The organism is Burkholderia sp. Ac-20349, assembly GCF_017104865.1.
Classification (GTDB): Bacteria; Pseudomonadota; Gammaproteobacteria; order Burkholderiales; family Burkholderiaceae; genus Burkholderia; species Burkholderia aenigmatica.
The window spans coordinates 25,870-45,274 of sequence record NZ_JAAGPM010000061.1; the positions used below are offsets into that span (position 1 = coordinate 25,870).

Below are 19,405 nucleotides of genomic sequence, written 5' to 3' on the forward strand. Positions count from 1 at the left end.
ACCGCACACGGGGTCATCGCGCGGCGGATCAGGTGCGTTGCCCCCGGTCATCAGGCCGCCGATGTCGCGGCGGCCGCTTCCAACGACGGCATGCGTGTTCCGGTCATCGGGACATTTCACGCTCGCCTGTTCTGTCGCCGTTTTCCTCGGCGCGATTCCCTTTCCGCGTCATACGCTTTCCCGTCGCCGCTTCGCTCGACCGACCGTCAGAAAAACCGGCCGTCGGAACAGCCGGTCGCGCTGCTGTCCGGGCCGGGATTCGCACCTCGGCGCGAAAACCGTGCCGTTTCGTATCGATATCCGCTACCCACGCGGATCGTGGCGGCCCGCCCTGGCACGCGAAGACTGAACCGCCATTCGCTTGAGCTACACTTCCACTCCGACGTGATATCCCCTAGAGTGACGGTGCCTCGGGCCGATGGCCTGTCGGGGCGGAACCTGAGACGGAAAGGAATAGAAAATGAGTTTTGCTCCGAATGGCGGCCTGCCGGGCGGCCTCGGCGGCAGCCCTTTGGGTTCGTTGAGCGCGCTCGGCGGCCTGATCGGGCCTGCGGCATCGACTATCGCAGGAAACCTGGGGCCGCTGGCCGGCGTAGCCGGCCATGTCGACACGGTCCAGCGTGCGCTGCAACTCGCGCAAACCGGCTTCTCCCTGATGGAGAAAACGCCCACCGCGGTCGCCCAGGCATTGAACGACGCCGCCGGCGGTGTCGCGCGCCTGACCCAGCTCAACCGCTACGCGACGATCGAGACGCCGCTCGGGCCCGACGTCCTGCTGGTCAGCGCGGCGATCGTTGACGAGTACGTGAATCGGTTGCCGGAGATCCATCTGGATCTGCTCTCGCACCGTCACAGTCTGACGCCGGAGCAATTGATCGGGCAGCCGGTGCGGCTCAAGTTCGATCAACAGTCGCGGATGCTGTCGCTGGAACGATTGACCGCGTCGAATGCCGGCGAAGAGTCTCGCTACTTCGACGGTTACGTGTCGTCGTTCGATCGCGTCGGCAATCCCGGCAAGGTGACGCAATACCAGATGACCGTGGTGCCGTGGTTCTGGTTTCTGACGCGCTCGACCGACTGCCGGATCTTCCAGAACAAGACCGCGCAGGACATCTTGCGCGAGATTTTCCAGGAGCACGGCTTCGCGGATTTCTCGTTCGATCTTCACACCGAGCAAAAACCGCTCGAGTACGTGGTGATGTACCAGGAGTCCTACTTCAATTTCTGTGCGCGCCTGATGGAGCAGGAAGGCCTGGTCTGGACGCACCGTTACGAGAAGGACAAGCACGTCCTCGTGATCGGGGACGGCAATCTCGTCTTCCGGCCGATCGACGGCCTCGCGTCGATGCCGTTCTCGAGCACCGAGTCGAGCGAACTCAACGGGATCGACCGGCTCGACGAGGGACGGCGTTTCGGCGTCGGCAAGATTACCTACCAGGATTTCAATCATCATCAGCCTTCGTCGCCACTGATGCGGGTCGAGGCCGGCCCGCAGCATCTCGATCATGCGCGGCTCGCGACCACCGAGCGGTTCGAGCACCAGTCGCTCTACGATCATGGCGACGACGGCAATCGCTACGCGCGTTATGCGATGGAGGCGGAGGAAGCCTTCTCGCATCGCTATCTCGGTAGCGGCTACGCATGGAAGATGACCACGTCGGGCCAGGTCAAGGTCGTCGATCATCCGGTACAGACGAACAATCAGGATTACGCGATCCTGCATGTGCGGCACGAGGCGGTGAACGATTACACGCAGAATGCCGCGCAGTTGCCGTACCGAAACAGCTTCGTGCTGTTGCCGATGAAGATTCCGTTCCGCGCGCCACGCATGACGCCGAAGCCGGTGATTCACGGTACGCAGTCCGCGATAGTCGTCGGCCCGAAGGGCGAGCAGATCCATACGAACGGGAGCTGCGTCAAGCTGCATTTCCTGTGGGACCGCCGCGGCAAGCGCGATGGGGCGGATTCCATGTGGATTCGTGTATCGCAGCCCTGGGCCGGCGATGGCTGGGGCGCGGCCGCCATTCCGCGGATCGGTCAGGAAGTGATCGTCGCCTTCAATCAGGGCGACCCGGACAATCCGGTGATCGTCGGCCGCATGTTCAACGGCGAGCAGGGCAATCCTTACCATGGCGCGGCGGGCCAGACCATGGGGATCAAGAGCCAGACGCACAAGGGCGAAGGCTCGAACGAACTGCTGATGAGCGACGTTGCCGGCGCGCAGATGCTGTACATGCATGCGCAGAAGGACATGAACGTCGTCGTCGAGGATGCGCAGATCAACACGGTGCTCAAGGGCGACCGGACCGTCCAGGTCGGGAAGGGCAACCAGGCGACGACGGTGGCGGTCGGCAACCTGACGGACGTGGTGTCGCAAGGCAATACGCTCCATCAGACCCCGCAGGGCGTGCACACGATCGAGGCGAAGGAGCTGTGGATCAAGATCGGCGGCAACGGCGGCACGCGGATCCACATGACGGCAGACGCGATCGACATCTACAAGGGCGATTCGCTGATCCATCTCGATACGGCGAACATCAGCATCCAGGCGTCGCGTACCGACATCAATCCGAAGAACGGCTGATACACAACAGGACAACAACACATGTACCAGATGCATGAGGGCACGCTGGCGCTGCCGGTCGAATGGCAAGACAAGACGATGAACGTATTCGTGTCGGCAGCGACCGGCACCGAGGGCGTCAGCCTGGTGATTACGCGCGAGCGGCTGCCCTGGGGGATGAAGTTCGACGAGTACGTGGCGAGCGAGATTCGCAAGATCGCGAAGAAGGTGCCCGAATACGCGGAAGTGTCGAGTGCGAAGGCGACCGTCTCGGGCCGCGACGCACACGTTCATGAATTCACGTGGACCAACAACCACGCGTCGATTCATCAGCAATTGACGATGGTCGAGTACGGACAGGTCGCGATGATGCTGACCTTCACCGCACCGGGTGCGCTGAGCGACACGCAGCGTGAGCAGGTCAGTGCGGTGATCCAGAGCCTGCAGTTGCGCGACCCGAATTGACGGACTCCTGACCATGTCGGACACGCCTGTATACGACGAGCCGAGCGGCAGCGCTGCGGAACGCCTGGAGCGTCTCGGCCATCTGGAAGATGGCGAGGCGGCCAAGGCCGCCGAGCAACCGTTCTACGAGAACGTCAACAATGTGATGCTCGGCGGCGACGTCGGCTGGGCGACGGCCAGCGTCCTCGATGCGGGGATCACCGCGGGTGCATCGGGGTCGGCGATCGCCGGTGCGCTCGCGGTCGAACTCGCGCCCGTCGCGATCGCGATCGGCGGCGCGTGGGCACTGGACAAGCTCGGTGTCACGGGAGCGATGTCGCGGGGTTTCGTGTCGATCGGCGACGAGCTCGGTCTCACGATCGGCCATGGCGATCCGCATCCTGCCTGTGTCGGCGATGCGGTTGCCCACTCGATGGGCGCATGGGGCCTTTTCGGCGGCTTGCTGGTGGGCGTCGCGGTCGGCGCGATCGTCGCTGCGGCGGTGGTGGCAACGGTCGCGACCGGCGGGCTGGCGGGCGCCGTGATCGTCGGTGCGTGCATGGCGGGCGGCCTCAGCCTCGGCAGCGCGCTGGCGTCAGCGAGCCAGCAGATGGGCAGCGACTGCGGGCAGATCCTGACCGGCTCGCACGACGTGTACTTCGAGGGCCGCCAGGTTGCGCGCGTCACCGATCTCGTCAAGTGCGACCAGCACTCGGGCGTACCGCAACCGCTCGTCGAAGGCAGCCGGACCGTGTTCGTGAACGACCTGCCGCTGGTGCGGATCGGCCACGAAACGCACTGCAGCGCGAAGGTCAATGCCGGTCGCAACAGTATCTGGATCGACAAGACGACCGCGCAGTATGGTCCGAAAAATCCCGAGCTGACGGCCGCCGAGGAGTTTTGGGCGAGCCTGCTCGGCGCGCTGGCCGGCGGTGCGATTGGGCGGACCATCGGCAAGGGATTCAAGCCGAAGTCGACCGAATCGGCCGAGCAGGGTGGTGTGAAGGATACGCTGAGCAAGTGCGTGAACGACCCGGTCGACGTCGCCACCGGCGAAGTGCTGGAGGTACGTGTCGATCTGGCGATTCCGGGTGTGCTGCCGCTCGAGCTCAAGCGTCGCTACCGGACCCGCTCGGACGATCGCGGGCTGCTCGGGCGCCGCTGGTCGGACAACTGGTCGCAGTGCCTGACGCTCGACGATGGCCGCTTCGTGCGATTCCACGACGGCGCCGGCCTCGCGATCGGCTTTGATGCGCCGGACACGGCGCTCGACGGCATCAACCTGCGCGAGCCGCGCTATCGGCTGATCGGCAGCCGGTTCGAGCCGCGCCTGCTGGATCGCGACACGCGGCAATTGCGCATTTTCTCGCCGCTGGTCGACGGCGGTTCGTCCCGCCTCGAGCGGATCGAGGACCTCGACGGCAATGCAATCGGCTTCTCGTACGATGCCGCCGGGCGCCTGAGCGGACTGATCCATAGCGACGGCTATCGGCTGGAGGTCGTCTATCACGGCCGGGACCGTCAGCCGGAGCGGATCGTGCTTCACGATCCGGACGACGGCGCTCGCACGCTCGTGGACTACGGCTATCAGGACGGCATGCTGGCTCGCGTGGCGAGCTTTCAGTCCGGCCGGTTCCACTACGCCTACGACGAGCACGGCTGGATGACCCAGTGGCGGGATACGGACCAGACCGATGTCCGCTATCGGTACGACATCGCCGGGCGCGTGGTCGAGACCGGTACCCGGCAGGGCTACCACACCGGCCGGTTCGTCTACGAGGGCGACCGCACGCGCGTGTTCGATGCTGACGGCGAGTGGATCTATGCCTATAACGGCGAAGGTCTCGTGACGGCCGAAACCGATCCGCTCGGCCATTGCACGCGCTCCGAATGGGAGCTTGGCCGGCTGATGGCGCGGATCGATCCGCTGGGGCGCCGGACCGACTACCGCTATGACGATATCGGGCAACTGGTGTCGATCACGGAAAGCTCGGGGCGAGCGATCGACCTCGGGTATGACGAGCGGCATCTCACGACGGTCGGCCTGCCGACCGGCGGCCGGATCACGCTCGAGTACGATCATCTGCACCGCTTGATTGCGCGAACCGAGCCGGACGGCGCCAAAACGCAGTATCGCTACGGTTCCCGCGGCGAACTGCTGCGCGTGGTTCAGGGGGATCGCGAGACACGGCTCGACTATGACCGGCGACTGCGGCTGACGGATATCGCGTTACCGGGCGGCGCGCGCATTCGGCGCAGGAGCGACGTGCTGGGGCGGGTGCTGGAGGAAACGTCGCCCGATGGGAATACGACCCGCTTCGACTATAGCGACGGCCCGGACAACCCGCGCGGCAAGTTGCGGGCGGTCACGCACGCGGACGGCTCGTCCTCACGCGCGCAATACAACAGCGAGAGCCTGCTGGTCGGGTTGACCGATCCCCTCGGGCGCACGGTCGGTCGCGCCTACGGTCCGTTCGATCTGCTGGTGGCGTCGACCGATGCGGCCGGGCAGCAGACGCGGTTCGAATACGATCACGCGACGCGCTTGACGAAGGTCGTCAACGCGCTGGGCGATGTCTACACCTATCGCTACGACGCGGCCGGGCGTCTCGCCGACGAGATCGACTGGGGCGGCCGCGTGACCGCGTATCAGCGCGATGCCGCCGGGCGCTTGCTGGCGAAGACGCTGCCCGACGGTGGCCAGTGGCGCTATGCGTACGACGCACAGGACCGGCTGACTGAAGTGGACGCCGGTGACGTGAAGCTCGTCTATCGCTACGACGAATCGGGCCGGCCGGCGTCCGCGGAGGTGCACGGCGAGCAGTCCCATGTGACGCGTTTCGCTTACGACCGGAACGGACGTCTGATCGGCGAGGATCAGCACGGCGAATTGCTGCGGCACGTCTACGACGCCGACGGGCAGCGTCGCCTGAGGATGACGCCGCACCGCGAGACGGCCTACGCATACGACGAACTGGGTGCGCTGACGCAGGTTGGCGGGCTGACGATCCATCGCGACAGCCTGGGACGCGAGACGGGGCGGCAGGCGGGGGAATTCGCCACGCAGCGGCAATACGATGCGCTGGGCCGGATCCGCCGGCAGGTCGCCGGCCCTGCCGCGGCGATCGACGCGTTGCAGGCCGACCCGGCACGTGCGCTCGAGCAGTTGACGCGACAGGTCTATCACTACGACGCGGCCGGGCAACTGGAGCGGGTCGACACCGACGCCGACACGCTCACCTACCGGCGTGACGTGCGCGGCCAGGTCGTGCAGGCAGACAGTCTGGTGCAGCCGGCCGAGCATTACCGCTACGACGCGGCGATGAACATCGCCGCGCACGGTCGGCAGGCGCCGGTGGACGTTCACCATTACGGCCGCGGCGGCCTGCCGGAACGGATCGGTCATGCGCGCTACCGGTACGACGCACGCGGCCGTACGATCGAAAAGACCGTCGAGCAGCCCGGGTTCCGGCCGAAAACGTGGCAATACACGTGGGATGGCCTCAACCGGCTCGTGAAGGTCGTGACGCCCGAGCGCGGCGTCTGGCTGTATCGCTATGACGCGTTCAACCGCCGGGTCGAGAAGCAGCAGGCCGGCAGCCGCGAAACGGTGAGGTTTCTGTGGGACGGCTCGACCATGGCGGAGCGCTGGGTCGAGCAACGGGACGGCACGACCGGGCAGGTGGTGACGTGGCATATCGAGCCGGGCAGCTACTCGCCGCTCGCGCAGGAGACCGACGACGGGCTGTACGCCGTCCTGACGGACCAGGTCGGCCTGCCGACCGAGGTGTTCGACGGACAGGGCCAGTCCGTATGGAAGGCGTCGTACTCGTTGTGGGGCAAGTTGCTGCCGGCCAGACGGGCTGCGAACGACGGCTGCCGCGCGTCGATCGATACGACGCTGCGCTTTCCCGGCCAGTGGGCGGACGACGAGACCGGACTGAACTACAACCTGAACCGGTACTACGATCCGGACTCCGGGCAATATCTGTCCGTCGATCCGATCGGGCTGGCTGGCGGCATTCGGACTCACGGCTATGTGGCCAATCCGACCCAGTGGGTCGACCCTCTCGGCCTTGCCGGGTGTGAATTCCGCGAGTTCCTGAAGGAGAAGTGGGGGAGCAAGAATGTTGCGGACGCGCTGGAGGCGAAACGCAACAATCCGGTGCTGGACAAGTTGCTGACGGACGACGAGTACCTCGCGGTACGCGGCTATACGGCCAACCTGTACGAGGAAATCAACCCGGCATTGCGCGCCGGGAACCCGGGTGAATGGGCGCGGCTGACCGAGGAAGCGACGAACGGTCTGACCAAGCTCGCAGACAATGGGTATGCGCATGTGGGCGACGTCGTGCGCAACGTGCGGTTGACCAATGAACAGGTTGAACAGTTGTTCCCGGTCGGCGGGGTCTTCCAGGACAAGGCCTTCCTGTCGACGACGACCGATCTGGATGGCGTATTCCCGGGCAAGGTAACGATAAACATCACGTCCCGCACGGGTGTTTCAGTCAGCACGCTTTCCGAATATCCTCGGGAAGCGGAGGTATTGTTCAAGCCTGACACCCCGTTCAACGTGCTCGATCGGACGCACGATCCCGCGAACGGTTCATGGAATATCACAATGGAACAGCAGTGATGAGCGACAAGGACGCCGCGTTGTCGGCAGAGCAGAGAGCGGCCGTCGAGCGGGCTGCCGCGCGTGCAGCGCGACGAAGTCAGTATCCCGAAGATATGGGGTTCATGCCGTATTCCGGGCGATTCACCAATGCGGATGTGGTGCTCAAGACACCGTGGCTGAGCGAGTATTTCAAGTTCCGGAACCGGAATCCGCGGGCTGACCGTGAAACCCTGCGAGGCGTTCAGCAGCAGATCGGTGCCGATTGCTCGGATATCATCGATCGATTCCGCGGCGCGATGCTGGGGCTGGCAATCGGCGACGCGCTGGGCACCACCCTCGAATTTTCGCCGCGAGACAGGGCGACGGTCACCGATATCGTTGGTGGCGGCCCCTTTCATCTGAAGGCCGGCGACTGGACCGACGATACGAGCATGGCATGCTGTCTCGCGTACAGTCTTGTCCATTCGCATGGATTCAATCCCGACCATGCGATGCTGGCTTTTTCCTACTGGTATCGGTTCGGCGCATACAGCCCGACGGGGGAATGCTTCGATATCGGCGGCACCACGCGGGCCGCGCTCGATCGTTATCTGAAAACGGGGAATGCGTTTTCTGGCGATACGCACCCGAATTCGGCCGGGAATGGCTCGCTGATGCGGCTGGCTCCCGTCGTGCTGTTCTATGCGAGCGACTTCGACAAGGCCGTGCACTTCGCAGCCGAAAGCTCGCGGCTCACGCATGGCGCGCAGGAAGCGGTCGATGCCTGCCGGTTCTTTGCGGCATTGATGTGGGGGGCGTTCGCGGGGTTTTCGAAAGAGGAGATTCTGAGCGACCGGTTTTCACCGTTGCCGGGGTATTGGGATCAACATCCGCTCGCGCCGGCGGTCGAGCGAATTGCGCGCGGCGCTTACAAGCAAAAGACGCGCGATGAGATCTCATCGTCGGGCTACGTGATCGACACGCTGGAAGCTGCGTTGTGGGCGTTCTATCACAACGACGATTTCGAGTCGGGCATGCTTGCGGCAGTCAATCTCGCGGGTGACGCGGATACCATTGGCGCCGTCTTTGGCCAACTGGCCGGCGCCAGCTACGGTGAGACGCGGATTCCTGTCAGGTGGATCGTCAACACGCACGCCGCACACGGGTTTTATCATTTTGCCGAGGATTTGCTGGCCGCTTCTCGAACGGATCAACCCGGAAACTGAAGGCCCGCCGGGAATCGGATTCTCGTCCGGAGGGGGCGATGCCGTGTTTCAAATGCCAACGGTTTCCCGTGCCCACGTCGAACTTCGATGAGTTGGCCGTGAATGAAACCATGCAGTCCACGCTTTATCGCTGCCGCGCGTGCGGACAGTTGATCCGGACCGGCGCGCTGGAGCGCGCGATTGCGACCCTCTCGCCCGGCGACGCCGCGCAGCAGTTTCCCGGCTTCGATCCGGCGACACGCTGATCGGGCCGGCGTGTCCCATTCCGGAAGTCCGGTCACGCCACCGGGCGCGGCCGCTTGATTTTGGGAATGATCGGTTCTAATATCGGCTTCCATGAGCCCGACCTCGACATCTTCCGGCGCCCGTGACAGGGGGCGCCCACGCGAATTCGACACCGACGAGGTGATCGACGCGGCCGCACGCGTGTTCTGGGAGCAGGGGTATCACGCGACGTCGATCGACGCGTTGTGCGAGGCGACCGGCGTCTTTCGCGGCAGCCTGTACCGTACGTTCGGCGACAAGCACGGGTTGCTGGTCGCCGCGTTCGACCGTTACGCGGAAGGCGCGATCGCACGGCTCAAGGAGCGTCTCGCGGCGGATCTGCCGCCCCGGCAGGCACTCCGGGATGCGCTGCTGTACTACACGGAAATCGGTGTGCGGCTATCGGAGCGGCGCGGCTGCTTCATCACGAATTCGGCCGTCGAACTTCTGCCCGGCGACGACGCACTGCGCCCGTACATCGAATCGACCCTGTTGCGCATCGGCACGCAATTCAGCCTGGCCATCGCGCGCGGCCAGCAGTCGGGCGAGTTCGACCGGAATCTCGATCCGGAAGAGGTGGGCCGGTTCCTGCTGTGCCTGATCCAGGGCATGCGCGTGCTGGGCAAGTCGAGCGCGTCGGAGGCGGAACTGGCATCGATCGTCGATATCGCAATGCGGGCGCTGACCTGATTTTTTTGATTATTTTGAGAATGATCGGTTTCAAATGATGGGAGGCATTCCAGGTGCCTGCATCGAAATCGTGAAGGGCAGGCAACGACAGCAACGAAGTTGATGTGACACGGCCGCTGCGCGCAGCCGCACCGGCATCATTGTTCAATTAATTTGGGAATGATCAGTCATGAATAATGCAACACTCGCAACGCCCGCCGCGAACGCGTACGGGAAAGGCGTCGTGGCATGTGTGACCGCGACGATCCTGATGGGCGTGATGTTTCCGGTGATGACCGATGCGTTGCGGTACATCGATCCCTTTACGTTCACGTCGCTGCGCTATCTGATCGCCGGCATCGGCTTCATCGCGTTGCTGCGGCTCGTCGAAGGGCCCGGTGCGTTCCGTTCGGCCGGCGAGCCCGTGGCGCTTGCGTGGCTGCTCGGGTCGATCGGCTTTTGCGGGTTCGGGTCGTTCGTGTTCCTGGGCCAGCAACTGGCCGGCGACGAAGGGGCGCTGACCGCGTCGATCATGATGGCGACGCAGCCGATGATGGGGCTGCTGCTCAACGCACTGGTGCGGCGGGTCGCGCCCGCGCCGGTGTCGGTGCTGTTCGTCGTGCTGTCCTTTACCGGCGTGGCCCTCGTCATCACGCGCGGGGACGTGATCGCCGCGCTGCACGAGCCGCAGCACTACGCGGCCAACGCGCTGATCGTCGTCGGCGCGTTGTGCTGGGTCGTCTATACGTTCGGCGCGGCGCGCTTCACCCGCTGGTCGGCATTGAAATACACGACCTTCACGACCTGGCTCGGACTGACCACGATCGTCGCGGTCAATCTGCTGCTGGTGGTCACGCACCGGATCGCGACACCGTCACTCGCCGCGGTACACGCGGTCCTGCCGCATCTCGTGTACATGGGGCCGGTGGCCGGCTTCGGCGCGATCCTCCTCTGGATGACGGGCAACCGGATTCTCGGGCCGATGAACGGCGTGCTGTTCATGGACATCGTGCCCATCACGGCCTTTGCCGTTTCCGCATTCACGGGCGTCGTGCCCAATCGTGCGCAGATTGCAGGCGCCGCGCTGACGGGCGCGGCGCTGATCCTGAACAACCTGTATCTGCGGCGCAGGGCGCGTCGCATCGGCACGACGCACGCGCGCGTGCCGTCGGCTTCCACATGAGCGTCGCGCCCTTCGCGCGTTACGAAAACACCACCGTCCGATCCCCGTTCAGAAACACGCGCCGCTCGATGAACGCCTTCACCGCGCGCGCCAGCGTGAGCGACTCGACATCGCGCCCCACCGCGAGCAGTTGCTCCGGGCGCAACGCGTGATCGACGCGCTCGACGACCTGCTCGATGATCGGGCCTTCGTCGAGATCGTCGGTGACGAAGTGCGCGGTCGCGCCGATCAGCTTCACGCCGCGCGCATGCGCCTGGTGATACGGCTTCGCGCCCTTGAAGCCGGGCAGGAACGAATGATGGATGTTGATCGCGCGGTTCGCGAGCTTCGCGCTCGTCTCCTGCGACAGCACCTGCATGTAGCGCGCGAGGATCACGAGCTCGGCGCCGCTCGACTCGAAGAAGTCGAGCCACTGCGCTTCCTGCTGCGCCTTCGTATCGGCCGTGATCGGGAAGTGGCGGAACGGCAGCCCGTGCTGCGCGGCGAGCGGCTCGAAGTCGGGATGGTTCGACACGATGCCGACGATGTCCATCTTCAGCTCGCCCATCCGCCAGCGGAACAGCAGGTCCGCGAGGCAGTGCTCGAGCTTCGACACCATGATCAGCACCTTCGGCCGTGCGTTCACGTCGTGGATCGCCCACTGCATGTCGCCCTGCTCGCCGCCGAGGCTGGCCGCGATCGGCGCGAATTCGTGGCGCAGCGCGTCGATCTGCAGCGTCTCATCCGTCGGATGAAAGACGCAGCGCACGAAGAAGCGGGTGCTGAGATCGTCGTCGAACACGTTCAGCGCATCGACATAACAGCGATGGCGATCGAGAAAGCCGACGACGGCGGCGACCTGGCCGGCCGCGCTCGGGCACGACAGTGTCAGGACGAATTGATCGGGGCGGTGCTCGGCGGTCATGAGACTCCTCGGATGGCATGGGCGCACGGCCGTGCGGCGGCGCACGAAAGCGCCGCGCCGCGCGGGTAGCGGGAGGCTCAAGTAAATCAGGCCGATTTTGGGGCGGATAGAACCAACGCGCCGTGTGGCTGGTATCGGTGCGCCAGCGCGCGGGGGCGGGAAGGGGCGTTACGCGCTCGCGCACGCGTCGAGCAGCCAGCGCCGGAACACGTGGGTCGCGTCCGGCTCGGGCCGCTGCGGCGGCCGCACCAGGAAGTAGCCGCGCGACGTGACGACCGGCGCGTCGACGAGCTTCACGAGCTGCCCGGATGCGACGAGTTCGTCGACGAGCGGCGACCAGCCGAGCGCGACGCCTTCGCCGAGCAGCGCCGCATGGATCACGAGCGCGTAGCTGTTGAAGGTCACGCCGCGCGCGGCGGCGGCCGTATCGAGCCCGTGCGCGTCGAACCAGCCGGACCACGACAGCCAGCGCTCGGGGCGCGTCGGCTGCACGTGCAGCAGCGGCACCGCGAGCAGGTGCTCGGCCCGCGCGACGTGCGGGTGCGCGTCGCGGAACGCGGGCGAGCACACGGGCGTGACCGATTCCGGAAAGAGGCGGGCAGCCGTGCACGACGGCCAGTGGCCGTCGCCGAACAGGATCGCGATGTCGCCGTGGTCGCGCTGCGCGTCGTAATCCTGTGACGTGACGACGCGCACGTCGACATCCGGCATCACGCGCTTCAGCCCGGCCAGGCGCGGCATCAGCCAGTAGGTCGCGAAGCCGAAGTCGGTGACGATCGTGAGCGCGCCATGCTCGCGGCGCGCACGCAGGGTCGCGGTTGCGCCGCGCAGCGTGTCGAGGCTCACCCGCACCGCTTCGTACAGGCACTGGCCGTCGGCCGTCAGCGTGACGCCGCGCGGGCTGCGCTCGAACAGCGGCACGCCCAGTTCGGCTTCGAGCTGAAACACCTGCTGGCTCACGGCCGGCTGGGTGGAGCCGAGTTCGCGCGCGGCGGCCGTGAAGCTCGCGAGCCGGGCGGCCGATTCGAACGCGCGCAGCGCCTGCATCGACGGTAACGGTTCGGATTTCGACATAAGTCTCTCTAATGGCCCCATAAGGGCCGGACGCCTTCCCGCGCGAATTCGGGCGGGCGATAGTGCATCGGACGGTACGGCACATGCGCTTCGCATCCCGCTTCAGGGCCGCCGCGCAAGGCATTCCGCGATTCTAGCCAGTCGCGGGCCGCACGTGCGGCACTTTCTTCGTGCTGTTTCCGTCATGCCGGACGTCTCGCCGCGCGAGCGGCGCGCCGTTCCATTCGAACACCGTTTTCCCCACGACTGCCGATGACGAACCCGACACCCAACATCCTGATCCTGATGGCCGACCAGCTCACGCCGTTCGCGCTGCCGGCCTATGGCAATCGCGTCGCCCGCACGCCGACGCTGGACCGTCTCGCCGCACAAGGCGTCGTATTCGACGCCGCGTATTGCGCGAGCCCGCTGTGCGCGCCGTCGCGTTTCTCGCTGCTGACCGGCAAGCTGCCGTCGGGGATCGGCGCCTACGATAACGCCGCCGAATTACCGGCGCAAACGCTGACGTTCGCGCACTACCTGCGCGCGGGCGGCTATCGGACGATGCTGTCCGGCAAGATGCATTTCTGCGGGCCCGATCAGCTGCACGGCTTCGAGGAGCGGCTCACGACCGACATCTATCCGGCCGATTTCGGCTGGGTGCCCGACTGGGACAGCCCGACCGAGCGGCCGAGCTGGTATCACAACATGAGTTCGGTGCTGGAGGCCGGCCCATGCGTGCGCACGAACCAGCTCGATTTCGACGACGAGGTCACGTTCGCCGCGAAACAGAAGCTGTACGACGTCGCGCGTGAACGCGCGGCCGGGCACGATGCACGGCCGTTCTGCATGGTCGTGTCACTGACCCATCCGCACGACCCGTATGCGATCACGCGCGAATACTGGGATCAATACAGCGACGACGAGATCGACATGCCGGCCGTGCGGCTCGACGCGGCGCAAAGCGATCCGCATTCGCAGCGGCTGCGCTTCGTCTGCGAGAACGACCGCACGCCGCCCACCGACGCGCAGATCCGCGCCGCGCGCCGCGCCTATTACGGCGCGACGTCCTACGTCGACACGCAATTCGGCAGCGTGCTGGCCGCGCTCGAACAATGCGGATTCGCCGACGACACGATCGTGATCGTCACGTCCGACCACGGCGACATGCTCGGCGAACGCGGGCTCTGGTACAAGATGACGTTCTTCGAAGGCGGCTGCCGCGTGCCGCTGATCGTCCATGCGCCGGGCCGTTTCGGTGCCGCGCGCGTGCGCGGACCCGTGTCGCACGTCGACCTGCTGCCGACCCTGGTCGACCTGGCCGGCGCCGCACCGGCCGGCGGCTGGCCCGACCCGGTCGATGGCGCGAGCCTCGTGCCGCACCTGCACGGCACGCCGGCACACGACGTTGCGCTCGGCGAATACCTCGCGGAAGGCGCGGTTGCACCGGTCGTGATGATCCGCAGCGGCGACTGGAAGTACGTGCATTGCCCGGCCGATCCCGACCAGCTCTACAACCTCTCCGACGATCCGCGCGAGCTGACGAACCTCGCCGGCACGCCGGAGGCGGCCGACGTGCTCGCCGCGTTCCGCGCGCAAGCCGCGCAGCGCTGGAACCTGCCCGAACTGGACCGGCAGGTGCGCGCGAGCCAGCGGCGCCGGCGCTTTCATTACGCGGCGACGACGCAGGGCCGCATCCAGGCGTGGGACTGGCAGCCGTTCACCGACGCGAGCCAGCGCTACATGCGCAATCACATCGAACTCGACACGCTCGAGGCGATGGCGCGTTTTCCGCGCGTCGGGCGCTGAGCGTCCCGGATCGCGATCACTGACGAACGACGGAGGAAGCGGACGATGGAACGGCAATGCAATGCAGCAATCCGGATCGGCGCGGCGCTCGCCGCGGCCGCGTGCGTGATGACGACGCAGGCCGCGCACGCGGCCGACCCGCAGACGTGCAGCGACGTGAAGATGGCGGCGCCCGGCTGGACCGACATCGATGCGACGAACGCGATGGCGGGCGTCGTGCTGAAGGCGCTCGGCTACCGGCAGGACGTGGCGAACCTGTCGGTGCCGATCACGTACCAGGGGCTCAAGAAAGGGCAGGTCGACGTGTTCCTCGGCAACTGGATGCCCGCGCAGGCGCCGCTCGTGAAGCCGTTCGTCGACGAGAAATCGATCGACGTGCTGCACGCGAACCTGAGCGGCGCGAAGTTCACGCTCGCGGTGCCCGACTACGTGGCGGCCGCCGGCGTGCATACGTTCGCCGATCTCGCGCGCTACGCGGACCGCTTCGGCGGCAAGATCTACGGGATCGAGCCCGGCGCGCCCGCGAACCAGAACATCAAGCGGCTGCTGTCCGACCATGCGCTCGGCCCGGCGAACTGGTCGCTCGTCGAATCGAGCGAGACGGGCATGCTCACGCAGGTCGAGCGCGCGGTGCGCGACAAGCGCTGGATCGTGTTTCTGGCGTGGGAGCCGCATCTGATGAACACGAAGTTCCACCTGACCTACCTGTCGGGCGGCGATGCGTATTTCGGCCCGAACTACGGCGGCGCGACGGTCAATACGGTCACGCGCGCCGGGTTCGCCGGCCAGTGCGGGAACCTCGCGCGGCTGTTCCGGCAGATGACGTTCTCGGTCGACGTCGAGAACCGGATGATCGCCGACATGCTCGACCACAAGACGTCGCCCGCGCTCGCGGCGCAGCATGCGCTGAAAGCCGACCCGGCGCTGGTGGCCGGCTGGCTGGACGGCGTGACGACGGCGGCCGGCGCACCGGGCCTGCCGGCCGTGCGCGCGGCCCTCGACGGTCACTGATTCCCGCCCTCGCGGCGGCCGGTTTTTACCGTGCCGCCCGTCTACGTGTTTTCCCGACCAGTCGCATCGTGACCATTTGGTGTCGCCTTCAGACGGGTGGCGCGAAATATGGGTTTGTATTTTTCGCCAATGGCTGCGTTATTGCGGAAAACGAAATACCAAAGCCAGCGGGCGTACCGAATTCGAATCCACCGGCGCATCGCAGCGCGCGCCGGCACGAGGTTCTTTCCATCGAACGGTTCAGGGAGGGTGGTCGATAATGAAGCATACGAAAGTTGCCGTAGCCGCCGCGCTTGCATGCGCGGCCTGTGTACCTGCCATCGGGCATGCGCAGAGCAGTGTGACGCTGTACGGGATTCTCGACGCGGGCATCACGTACGTGAACAACACGGGCGGCTCGCACGTGGTCAAGTTCGACGACGGCGTCGCGTACGGGAACCGTTTCGGCCTCAAGGGCACGGAAGATCTCGGTGGCGGCCTGAAGGCCGTGTTCACCCTCGAGAGCGGCTTCCGCCTCGGCACCGGGCAGCTCGGCTTCGGCGGCTCGGAATTCGGCCGCCAGGCGTATGTCGGCCTGCAGAACGACTGGGGCACGCTGTCGTTCGGTAACCAGCTCGACATCACGAACGAACTCGTATCGATCTACAACATCTCCGCGTGGGGCAGCGGCTATGCGATCCACCAGGGCGACTTCGACCGCTTCAACGGCGACCGCCTGCCGAACTCGGTGAAGTTCCTGTCGAACGACCTCAGCGGCTTCAAGTTCGGTGCGATGTACTCGTTCGGCAACGTCGCGGGCAACTTCCACCGCAACAGCGCATGGAGCGCGGGTGCGAGCTTCACGAAGGGCGACTTCTCGATCGGTGCCGCGTACACGCGCCTGAACAACCCGAACGGCATCTATGCGTTCGACCCGTACGCGATGATCGGCACGCATACGTTCCTCGGCCAGCAGACCGTCACCGTCGATCCGGCGACCGGCGCACGCACCGACCTGTTTGCGAACACGCCGATGGATGTCGACAGCCAAGGCACCTTCGGCATCGGCACGAGCTACACGATCGGCAAGCTGACGCTCGACGGCAACTTCTCGTACACGACGATCAAGGGCTTCGGCCAGTCGTCGCACATGCAGGTCTATGAAGGCGGCGGCTCGTACCAGTTCACGCCGGCATTGAGCCTGATCGCCGGCTACCAGCACACGCGCTTCGAAGGCCATCACTGGAACCAGGGCACGGCGGGCCTGCACTACATGCTGTCGAAGCGCACGGACGTGTACCTCTCCGGCGATTACCTGCGCGCGTCGCAAGGCGTGGATGCGGTGGTCGGCTACAGCTTCACGCCGTCGACGACGCAGACGCAGGCCGACGTGCGGATCGGGATGCGGCATTCGTTCTGAGCAGTGTTGTGTGGGGTAGTGACGTCTTCAGCGAGAGGTCTCTCTTTGGCGCGAACCGAGGTTCGCGCTTTTTTTTTGCCGGGTGCAAGCGGGCATGAGATCCGTCCGGTCAGTGCCGGCCGCGTGGCCACTGCCACGGGATCGTCACCGGGAACGACGGCTCGACGGTGTTGACCATTGCCGTCTATAGGCGTTAGCATCGTCCGCATGCTTGATCGCACCATTTCCCCCTCCTCGCTGATCCGCGCATGTTGTCAGAACATGCCTGGGGGAAGTTGCGTCTAGCGAACTCGCTAAACATTCAAGCAATCGCCTTCCGGCCGCCTGTGATGCAAAACAGGCGGCCTTTTTGTTTTTGGGCCGACCCTTTCCGGACGGAGAAACTCGATGCCGCTTGCGCTGTATGACACCTGGTCGCGTACCGTGCGCCCGTTCACGCCTATCCATCCCGGGCAGGTCGGCATGTATTGCTGCGGCCCCACGGTCTACGACGATGCCCATATCGGCAACCTGAGAACCTACGTGTTCGAGGATCTCCTGCGTCGCGTGCTGGAGCGCAACGGATACGCGGTCCGGCACGTCGTCAATATCACCGACGTCGGCCACCTGACTTCGGATGCGGACGAAGGCGAAGACAAGATGGAGAAGGGGAGCCGTCGAACCGGCGAATCGGCGTGGGAGATCGCCCGGCGTTACACCGAGGCGTTCGTCCGGGACTGGCGCGCGCTCCACCTGCTCGAGCCGACGGTCTGGTGCCGTGCCACCGATCACATCGCCGAACAGATCGCGTTCATCGAGACGCTCGACCGGGCCGGCTACGTCTATCGGACGGACGATGGCCTCTACTTCGATACCAGTCGGCAGGATGACTACGGTTATCTCGCGCGGCTGGACCGCGCCGGGCTGCAGGCGGGCAAGCGGGTAGCGCTGGGCGAGAAGCGGAGCATCACGGATTTTGCGTTGTGGAAGTTCAGCCCGGCCGACGTCAAGCGGCAAATGGAATGGGACAGCCCGTGGGGGCGCGGCTTTCCGGGCTGGCATATCGAATGCTCGGCGATGTCGGCGAAGTATCTCGGGACCTTGTTCGATATCCATTGCGGCGGCGAGGATCACATCGCCGTGCATCACAGCAACGAGATCGCGCAGACGCGGGCGGCCCACGGCACGCAGCTCGCGAATTACTGGATGCACGGGCACTTTCTGACACGCGATGCAGAGGCCGATGCCGATGCGAAGATGTCGAAGTCGAGTGGCGATTTCATCCGTCTGCAGACCTTGCAGAGCCGGAATGTCGATCCGCTCGCGTACCGTTACCTGTGCCTGACGGCCCATTATCGAAGCAAGCTGCGTTTCTCGTGGGCGTCGCTCGAGGCGGCACAAACCGCGCTGAATCGACTGCGGCAGGTCTATGCCGGCTGGCCGGACGGCGGGCGCGTCGATGCGGATTTCGCTGCACGATTCGACGCCGAGGTGAACGAGGACCTGAATCTGCCCAGGGCGCTCGCGGTGCTGTGGGATCTGGTCAGGAGCAATCTGCCACCGGCGACCCTGAAAGCGACCGTGGACAGCTTCGACGCCGTGCTTGGCCTCGGTTTGCGTGAATGGCGGCCGGTTGCGTTCGACGTTCCGGAACACGTCCGCGTGTTGCTCGATGATCGTGAGCGCGCGAGGGCAGGCAAGGACTGGGCGCAAGCCGACCGGATCCGGGCGGCGCTGAGCGCCGAGGGCTGGAGAGTCGAGGACACGCCGGAAGGTCAACGTCTGTTCGGCATCACGATGGGCTCGACCGATATGGGCAGCCCGCCGCGGTGACGCTCGCGGGCCGCCTGCATCAGAAGATCCGGTGCCCAAGCCACCATCCGCCGGCTGCGAACAACGCAGCCGCGGGCAGTGTCAGCACCCACGCCCACACGATGTTGCCGGCCACGCCCCAGCGCACGGCCGACAGCTTCTGCGTCGCGCCGACACCGACGATCGCGCCGGTGATCGTGTGCGTGGTCGACACCGGAATGCCGAGGAACGACGCGAGGAACAGCGTCATCGCACCGCCGGTTTCCGCACAGAAGCCGCCGACCGGCTTGAGCTTCGTGATCTTCTGGCCCATCGTCCGCACGATGCGCCAGCCGCCGAACAGCGTGCCGAGGCCCATCGACAGGTAGCACGCGCCGATCACCCACGCGGGCGGCGCATCGGCGGTCGCCGACGCATAGCCCGTCGCGATCAGCAGCATCCAGATGATGCCGATCGTCTTCTGCGCGTCGTTGCCGCCGTGGCCGAGGCTGT

General features: G+C 65.5%; 14 protein-coding genes. 11 read left to right on the forward strand and 3 right to left on the reverse strand.

Features of this window, described 5'->3' with window-relative positions; translation table 11 throughout:
* Positions 1–460 precede the first annotated feature (460 nt).
* The 7 genes from tssI (at position 461) to G3N61_RS20585 (ending at position 10,946) form a co-directional block, all read left to right on the forward strand.
* Positions 461–2,584 carry a type VI secretion system tip protein TssI/VgrG gene (tssI, locus tag G3N61_RS20555; protein WP_205823437.1) on the forward strand — a complete coding sequence of 708 codons (2,124 nt, stop codon included), beginning with the start codon at positions 461–463 and terminating at the stop codon, positions 2,582–2,584.
* A gap of 21 nt (positions 2,585–2,605) precedes the next feature.
* Positions 2,606–3,028, forward strand: a complete 423-nt coding sequence (locus G3N61_RS20560; protein WP_089452013.1) for a DcrB-related protein — start codon at positions 2,606–2,608, stop codon at positions 3,026–3,028.
* 13 nt (positions 3,029–3,041) lie between these two features.
* A complete protein-coding gene (locus G3N61_RS20565; RefSeq protein ID WP_205823438.1) occupies positions 3,042–7,643 on the forward strand; it encodes an RHS repeat-associated core domain-containing protein in 4,602 nt (1,533 codons plus the stop codon).
* Positions 7,643–8,830 (forward strand): ADP-ribosylglycohydrolase family protein, encoded by a 1,188-nt coding sequence (locus G3N61_RS20570; protein WP_205823439.1) that lies wholly within the window; start codon positions 7,643–7,645, stop codon positions 8,828–8,830. Before G3N61_RS20565 ends, G3N61_RS20570 begins: the two co-directional genes overlap by 1 nt.
* Positions 8,831–8,868: 38 nt before the next feature.
* The gene (locus G3N61_RS20575) at positions 8,869–9,075 is read left to right on the forward strand and encodes a hypothetical protein (protein WP_205823440.1); all 207 of its coding nucleotides are present in this window, start codon (positions 8,869–8,871) and stop codon (positions 9,073–9,075) included.
* 91 nt (positions 9,076–9,166) lie between these two features.
* On the forward strand, positions 9,167–9,784 hold the full coding sequence (locus G3N61_RS20580; RefSeq protein ID WP_089452017.1) for a TetR/AcrR family transcriptional regulator: 618 nt from the start codon (positions 9,167–9,169) through the stop codon (positions 9,782–9,784).
* A 169-nt stretch (positions 9,785–9,953) separates the two neighbouring features.
* On the forward strand, positions 9,954–10,946 hold the full coding sequence (locus G3N61_RS20585; protein ID WP_205823441.1) for a DMT family transporter: 993 nt from the start codon (positions 9,954–9,956) through the stop codon (positions 10,944–10,946).
* A 19-nt stretch (positions 10,947–10,965) separates the two neighbouring features.
* Here G3N61_RS20585 and purU read toward each other — a convergent pair whose 3' ends face one another.
* Together purU and G3N61_RS20595 are read right to left on the reverse strand one after the other, a co-directional pair.
* On the reverse strand, positions 10,966–11,850 hold the full coding sequence (gene purU, locus G3N61_RS20590; protein ID WP_043180421.1) for a formyltetrahydrofolate deformylase: 885 nt from the start codon (positions 11,848–11,850) through the stop codon (positions 10,966–10,968).
* Positions 11,851–12,018: 168 nt separating this feature from the next.
* Entirely contained in the window at positions 12,019–12,924 is a 906-nt protein-coding gene (locus G3N61_RS20595) for a LysR family transcriptional regulator (RefSeq protein ID WP_205823442.1), read from the reverse strand.
* Positions 12,925–13,176: 252 nt separating this feature from the next.
* Here G3N61_RS20595 and betC point away from each other — a divergent pair, with 252 nt between their 5' ends.
* The 4 genes from betC to cysS all read left to right on the forward strand — a co-directional run bounded on the left by betC (position 13,177) and on the right by cysS (position 18,934).
* Entirely contained in the window at positions 13,177–14,712 is a 1,536-nt protein-coding gene (gene betC, locus G3N61_RS20600) for a choline-sulfatase (protein ID WP_205823443.1), read from the forward strand.
* 45 nt (positions 14,713–14,757) lie between these two features.
* Entirely contained in the window at positions 14,758–15,723 is a 966-nt protein-coding gene (choX, locus tag G3N61_RS20605; RefSeq protein ID WP_089452021.1) for a choline ABC transporter substrate-binding protein, read from the forward strand.
* Positions 15,724–15,982: 259 nt separating this feature from the next.
* Positions 15,983–17,122: a porin gene (locus tag G3N61_RS20610; protein ID WP_043180415.1), complete on the forward strand. Its 1,140-nt coding sequence runs from the start codon at positions 15,983–15,985 to the stop codon at positions 17,120–17,122.
* A gap of 387 nt (positions 17,123–17,509) precedes the next feature.
* The gene (gene cysS, locus G3N61_RS20615) at positions 17,510–18,934 is read left to right on the forward strand and encodes a cysteine--tRNA ligase (RefSeq protein WP_205823444.1); all 1,425 of its coding nucleotides are present in this window, start codon (positions 17,510–17,512) and stop codon (positions 18,932–18,934) included.
* A gap of 19 nt (positions 18,935–18,953) precedes the next feature.
* On the opposite strand, the gene G3N61_RS20620 is transcribed toward cysS, so the two are convergent.
* On the reverse strand, positions 18,954–19,405 hold a 452-nt coding region (locus tag G3N61_RS20620; RefSeq protein WP_205823445.1), incomplete at its 5' end, for an inorganic phosphate transporter.

What these genes read in the sequence shown, in the direction of transcription:
- G3N61_RS20585 (WP_205823441.1), top strand. Translation starts at nt 9,954, where the DNA reads ATGAATAATGCAACACTCGCAACGCCCGCCGCGAACGCGTACGGGAAA.
- purU (WP_043180421.1), bottom strand. Translation starts at nt 11,850, where the DNA reads ATGACCGCCGAGCACCGCCCCGATCAATTCGTCCTGACACTGTCGTGC.
- tssI (WP_205823437.1), top strand. Translation starts at nt 461, where the DNA reads ATGAGTTTTGCTCCGAATGGCGGCCTGCCGGGCGGCCTCGGCGGCAGC.
- G3N61_RS20580 (WP_089452017.1), top strand. Translation starts at nt 9,167, where the DNA reads ATGAGCCCGACCTCGACATCTTCCGGCGCCCGTGACAGGGGGCGCCCA.
- G3N61_RS20610 (WP_043180415.1), top strand. Translation starts at nt 15,983, where the DNA reads ATGAAGCATACGAAAGTTGCCGTAGCCGCCGCGCTTGCATGCGCGGCC.
- G3N61_RS20565 (WP_205823438.1), top strand. Translation starts at nt 3,042, where the DNA reads ATGTCGGACACGCCTGTATACGACGAGCCGAGCGGCAGCGCTGCGGAA.
- betC (WP_205823443.1), top strand. Translation starts at nt 13,177, where the DNA reads ATGACGAACCCGACACCCAACATCCTGATCCTGATGGCCGACCAGCTC.
- cysS (WP_205823444.1), top strand. Translation starts at nt 17,510, where the DNA reads ATGCCGCTTGCGCTGTATGACACCTGGTCGCGTACCGTGCGCCCGTTC.
- G3N61_RS20575 (WP_205823440.1), top strand. Translation starts at nt 8,869, where the DNA reads ATGCCGTGTTTCAAATGCCAACGGTTTCCCGTGCCCACGTCGAACTTC.
- G3N61_RS20560 (WP_089452013.1), top strand. Translation starts at nt 2,606, where the DNA reads ATGTACCAGATGCATGAGGGCACGCTGGCGCTGCCGGTCGAATGGCAA.
- G3N61_RS20595 (WP_205823442.1), bottom strand. Translation starts at nt 12,924, where the DNA reads ATGTCGAAATCCGAACCGTTACCGTCGATGCAGGCGCTGCGCGCGTTC.
- G3N61_RS20570 (WP_205823439.1), top strand. Translation starts at nt 7,643, where the DNA reads ATGAGCGACAAGGACGCCGCGTTGTCGGCAGAGCAGAGAGCGGCCGTC.
- choX (WP_089452021.1), top strand. Translation starts at nt 14,758, where the DNA reads ATGGAACGGCAATGCAATGCAGCAATCCGGATCGGCGCGGCGCTCGCC.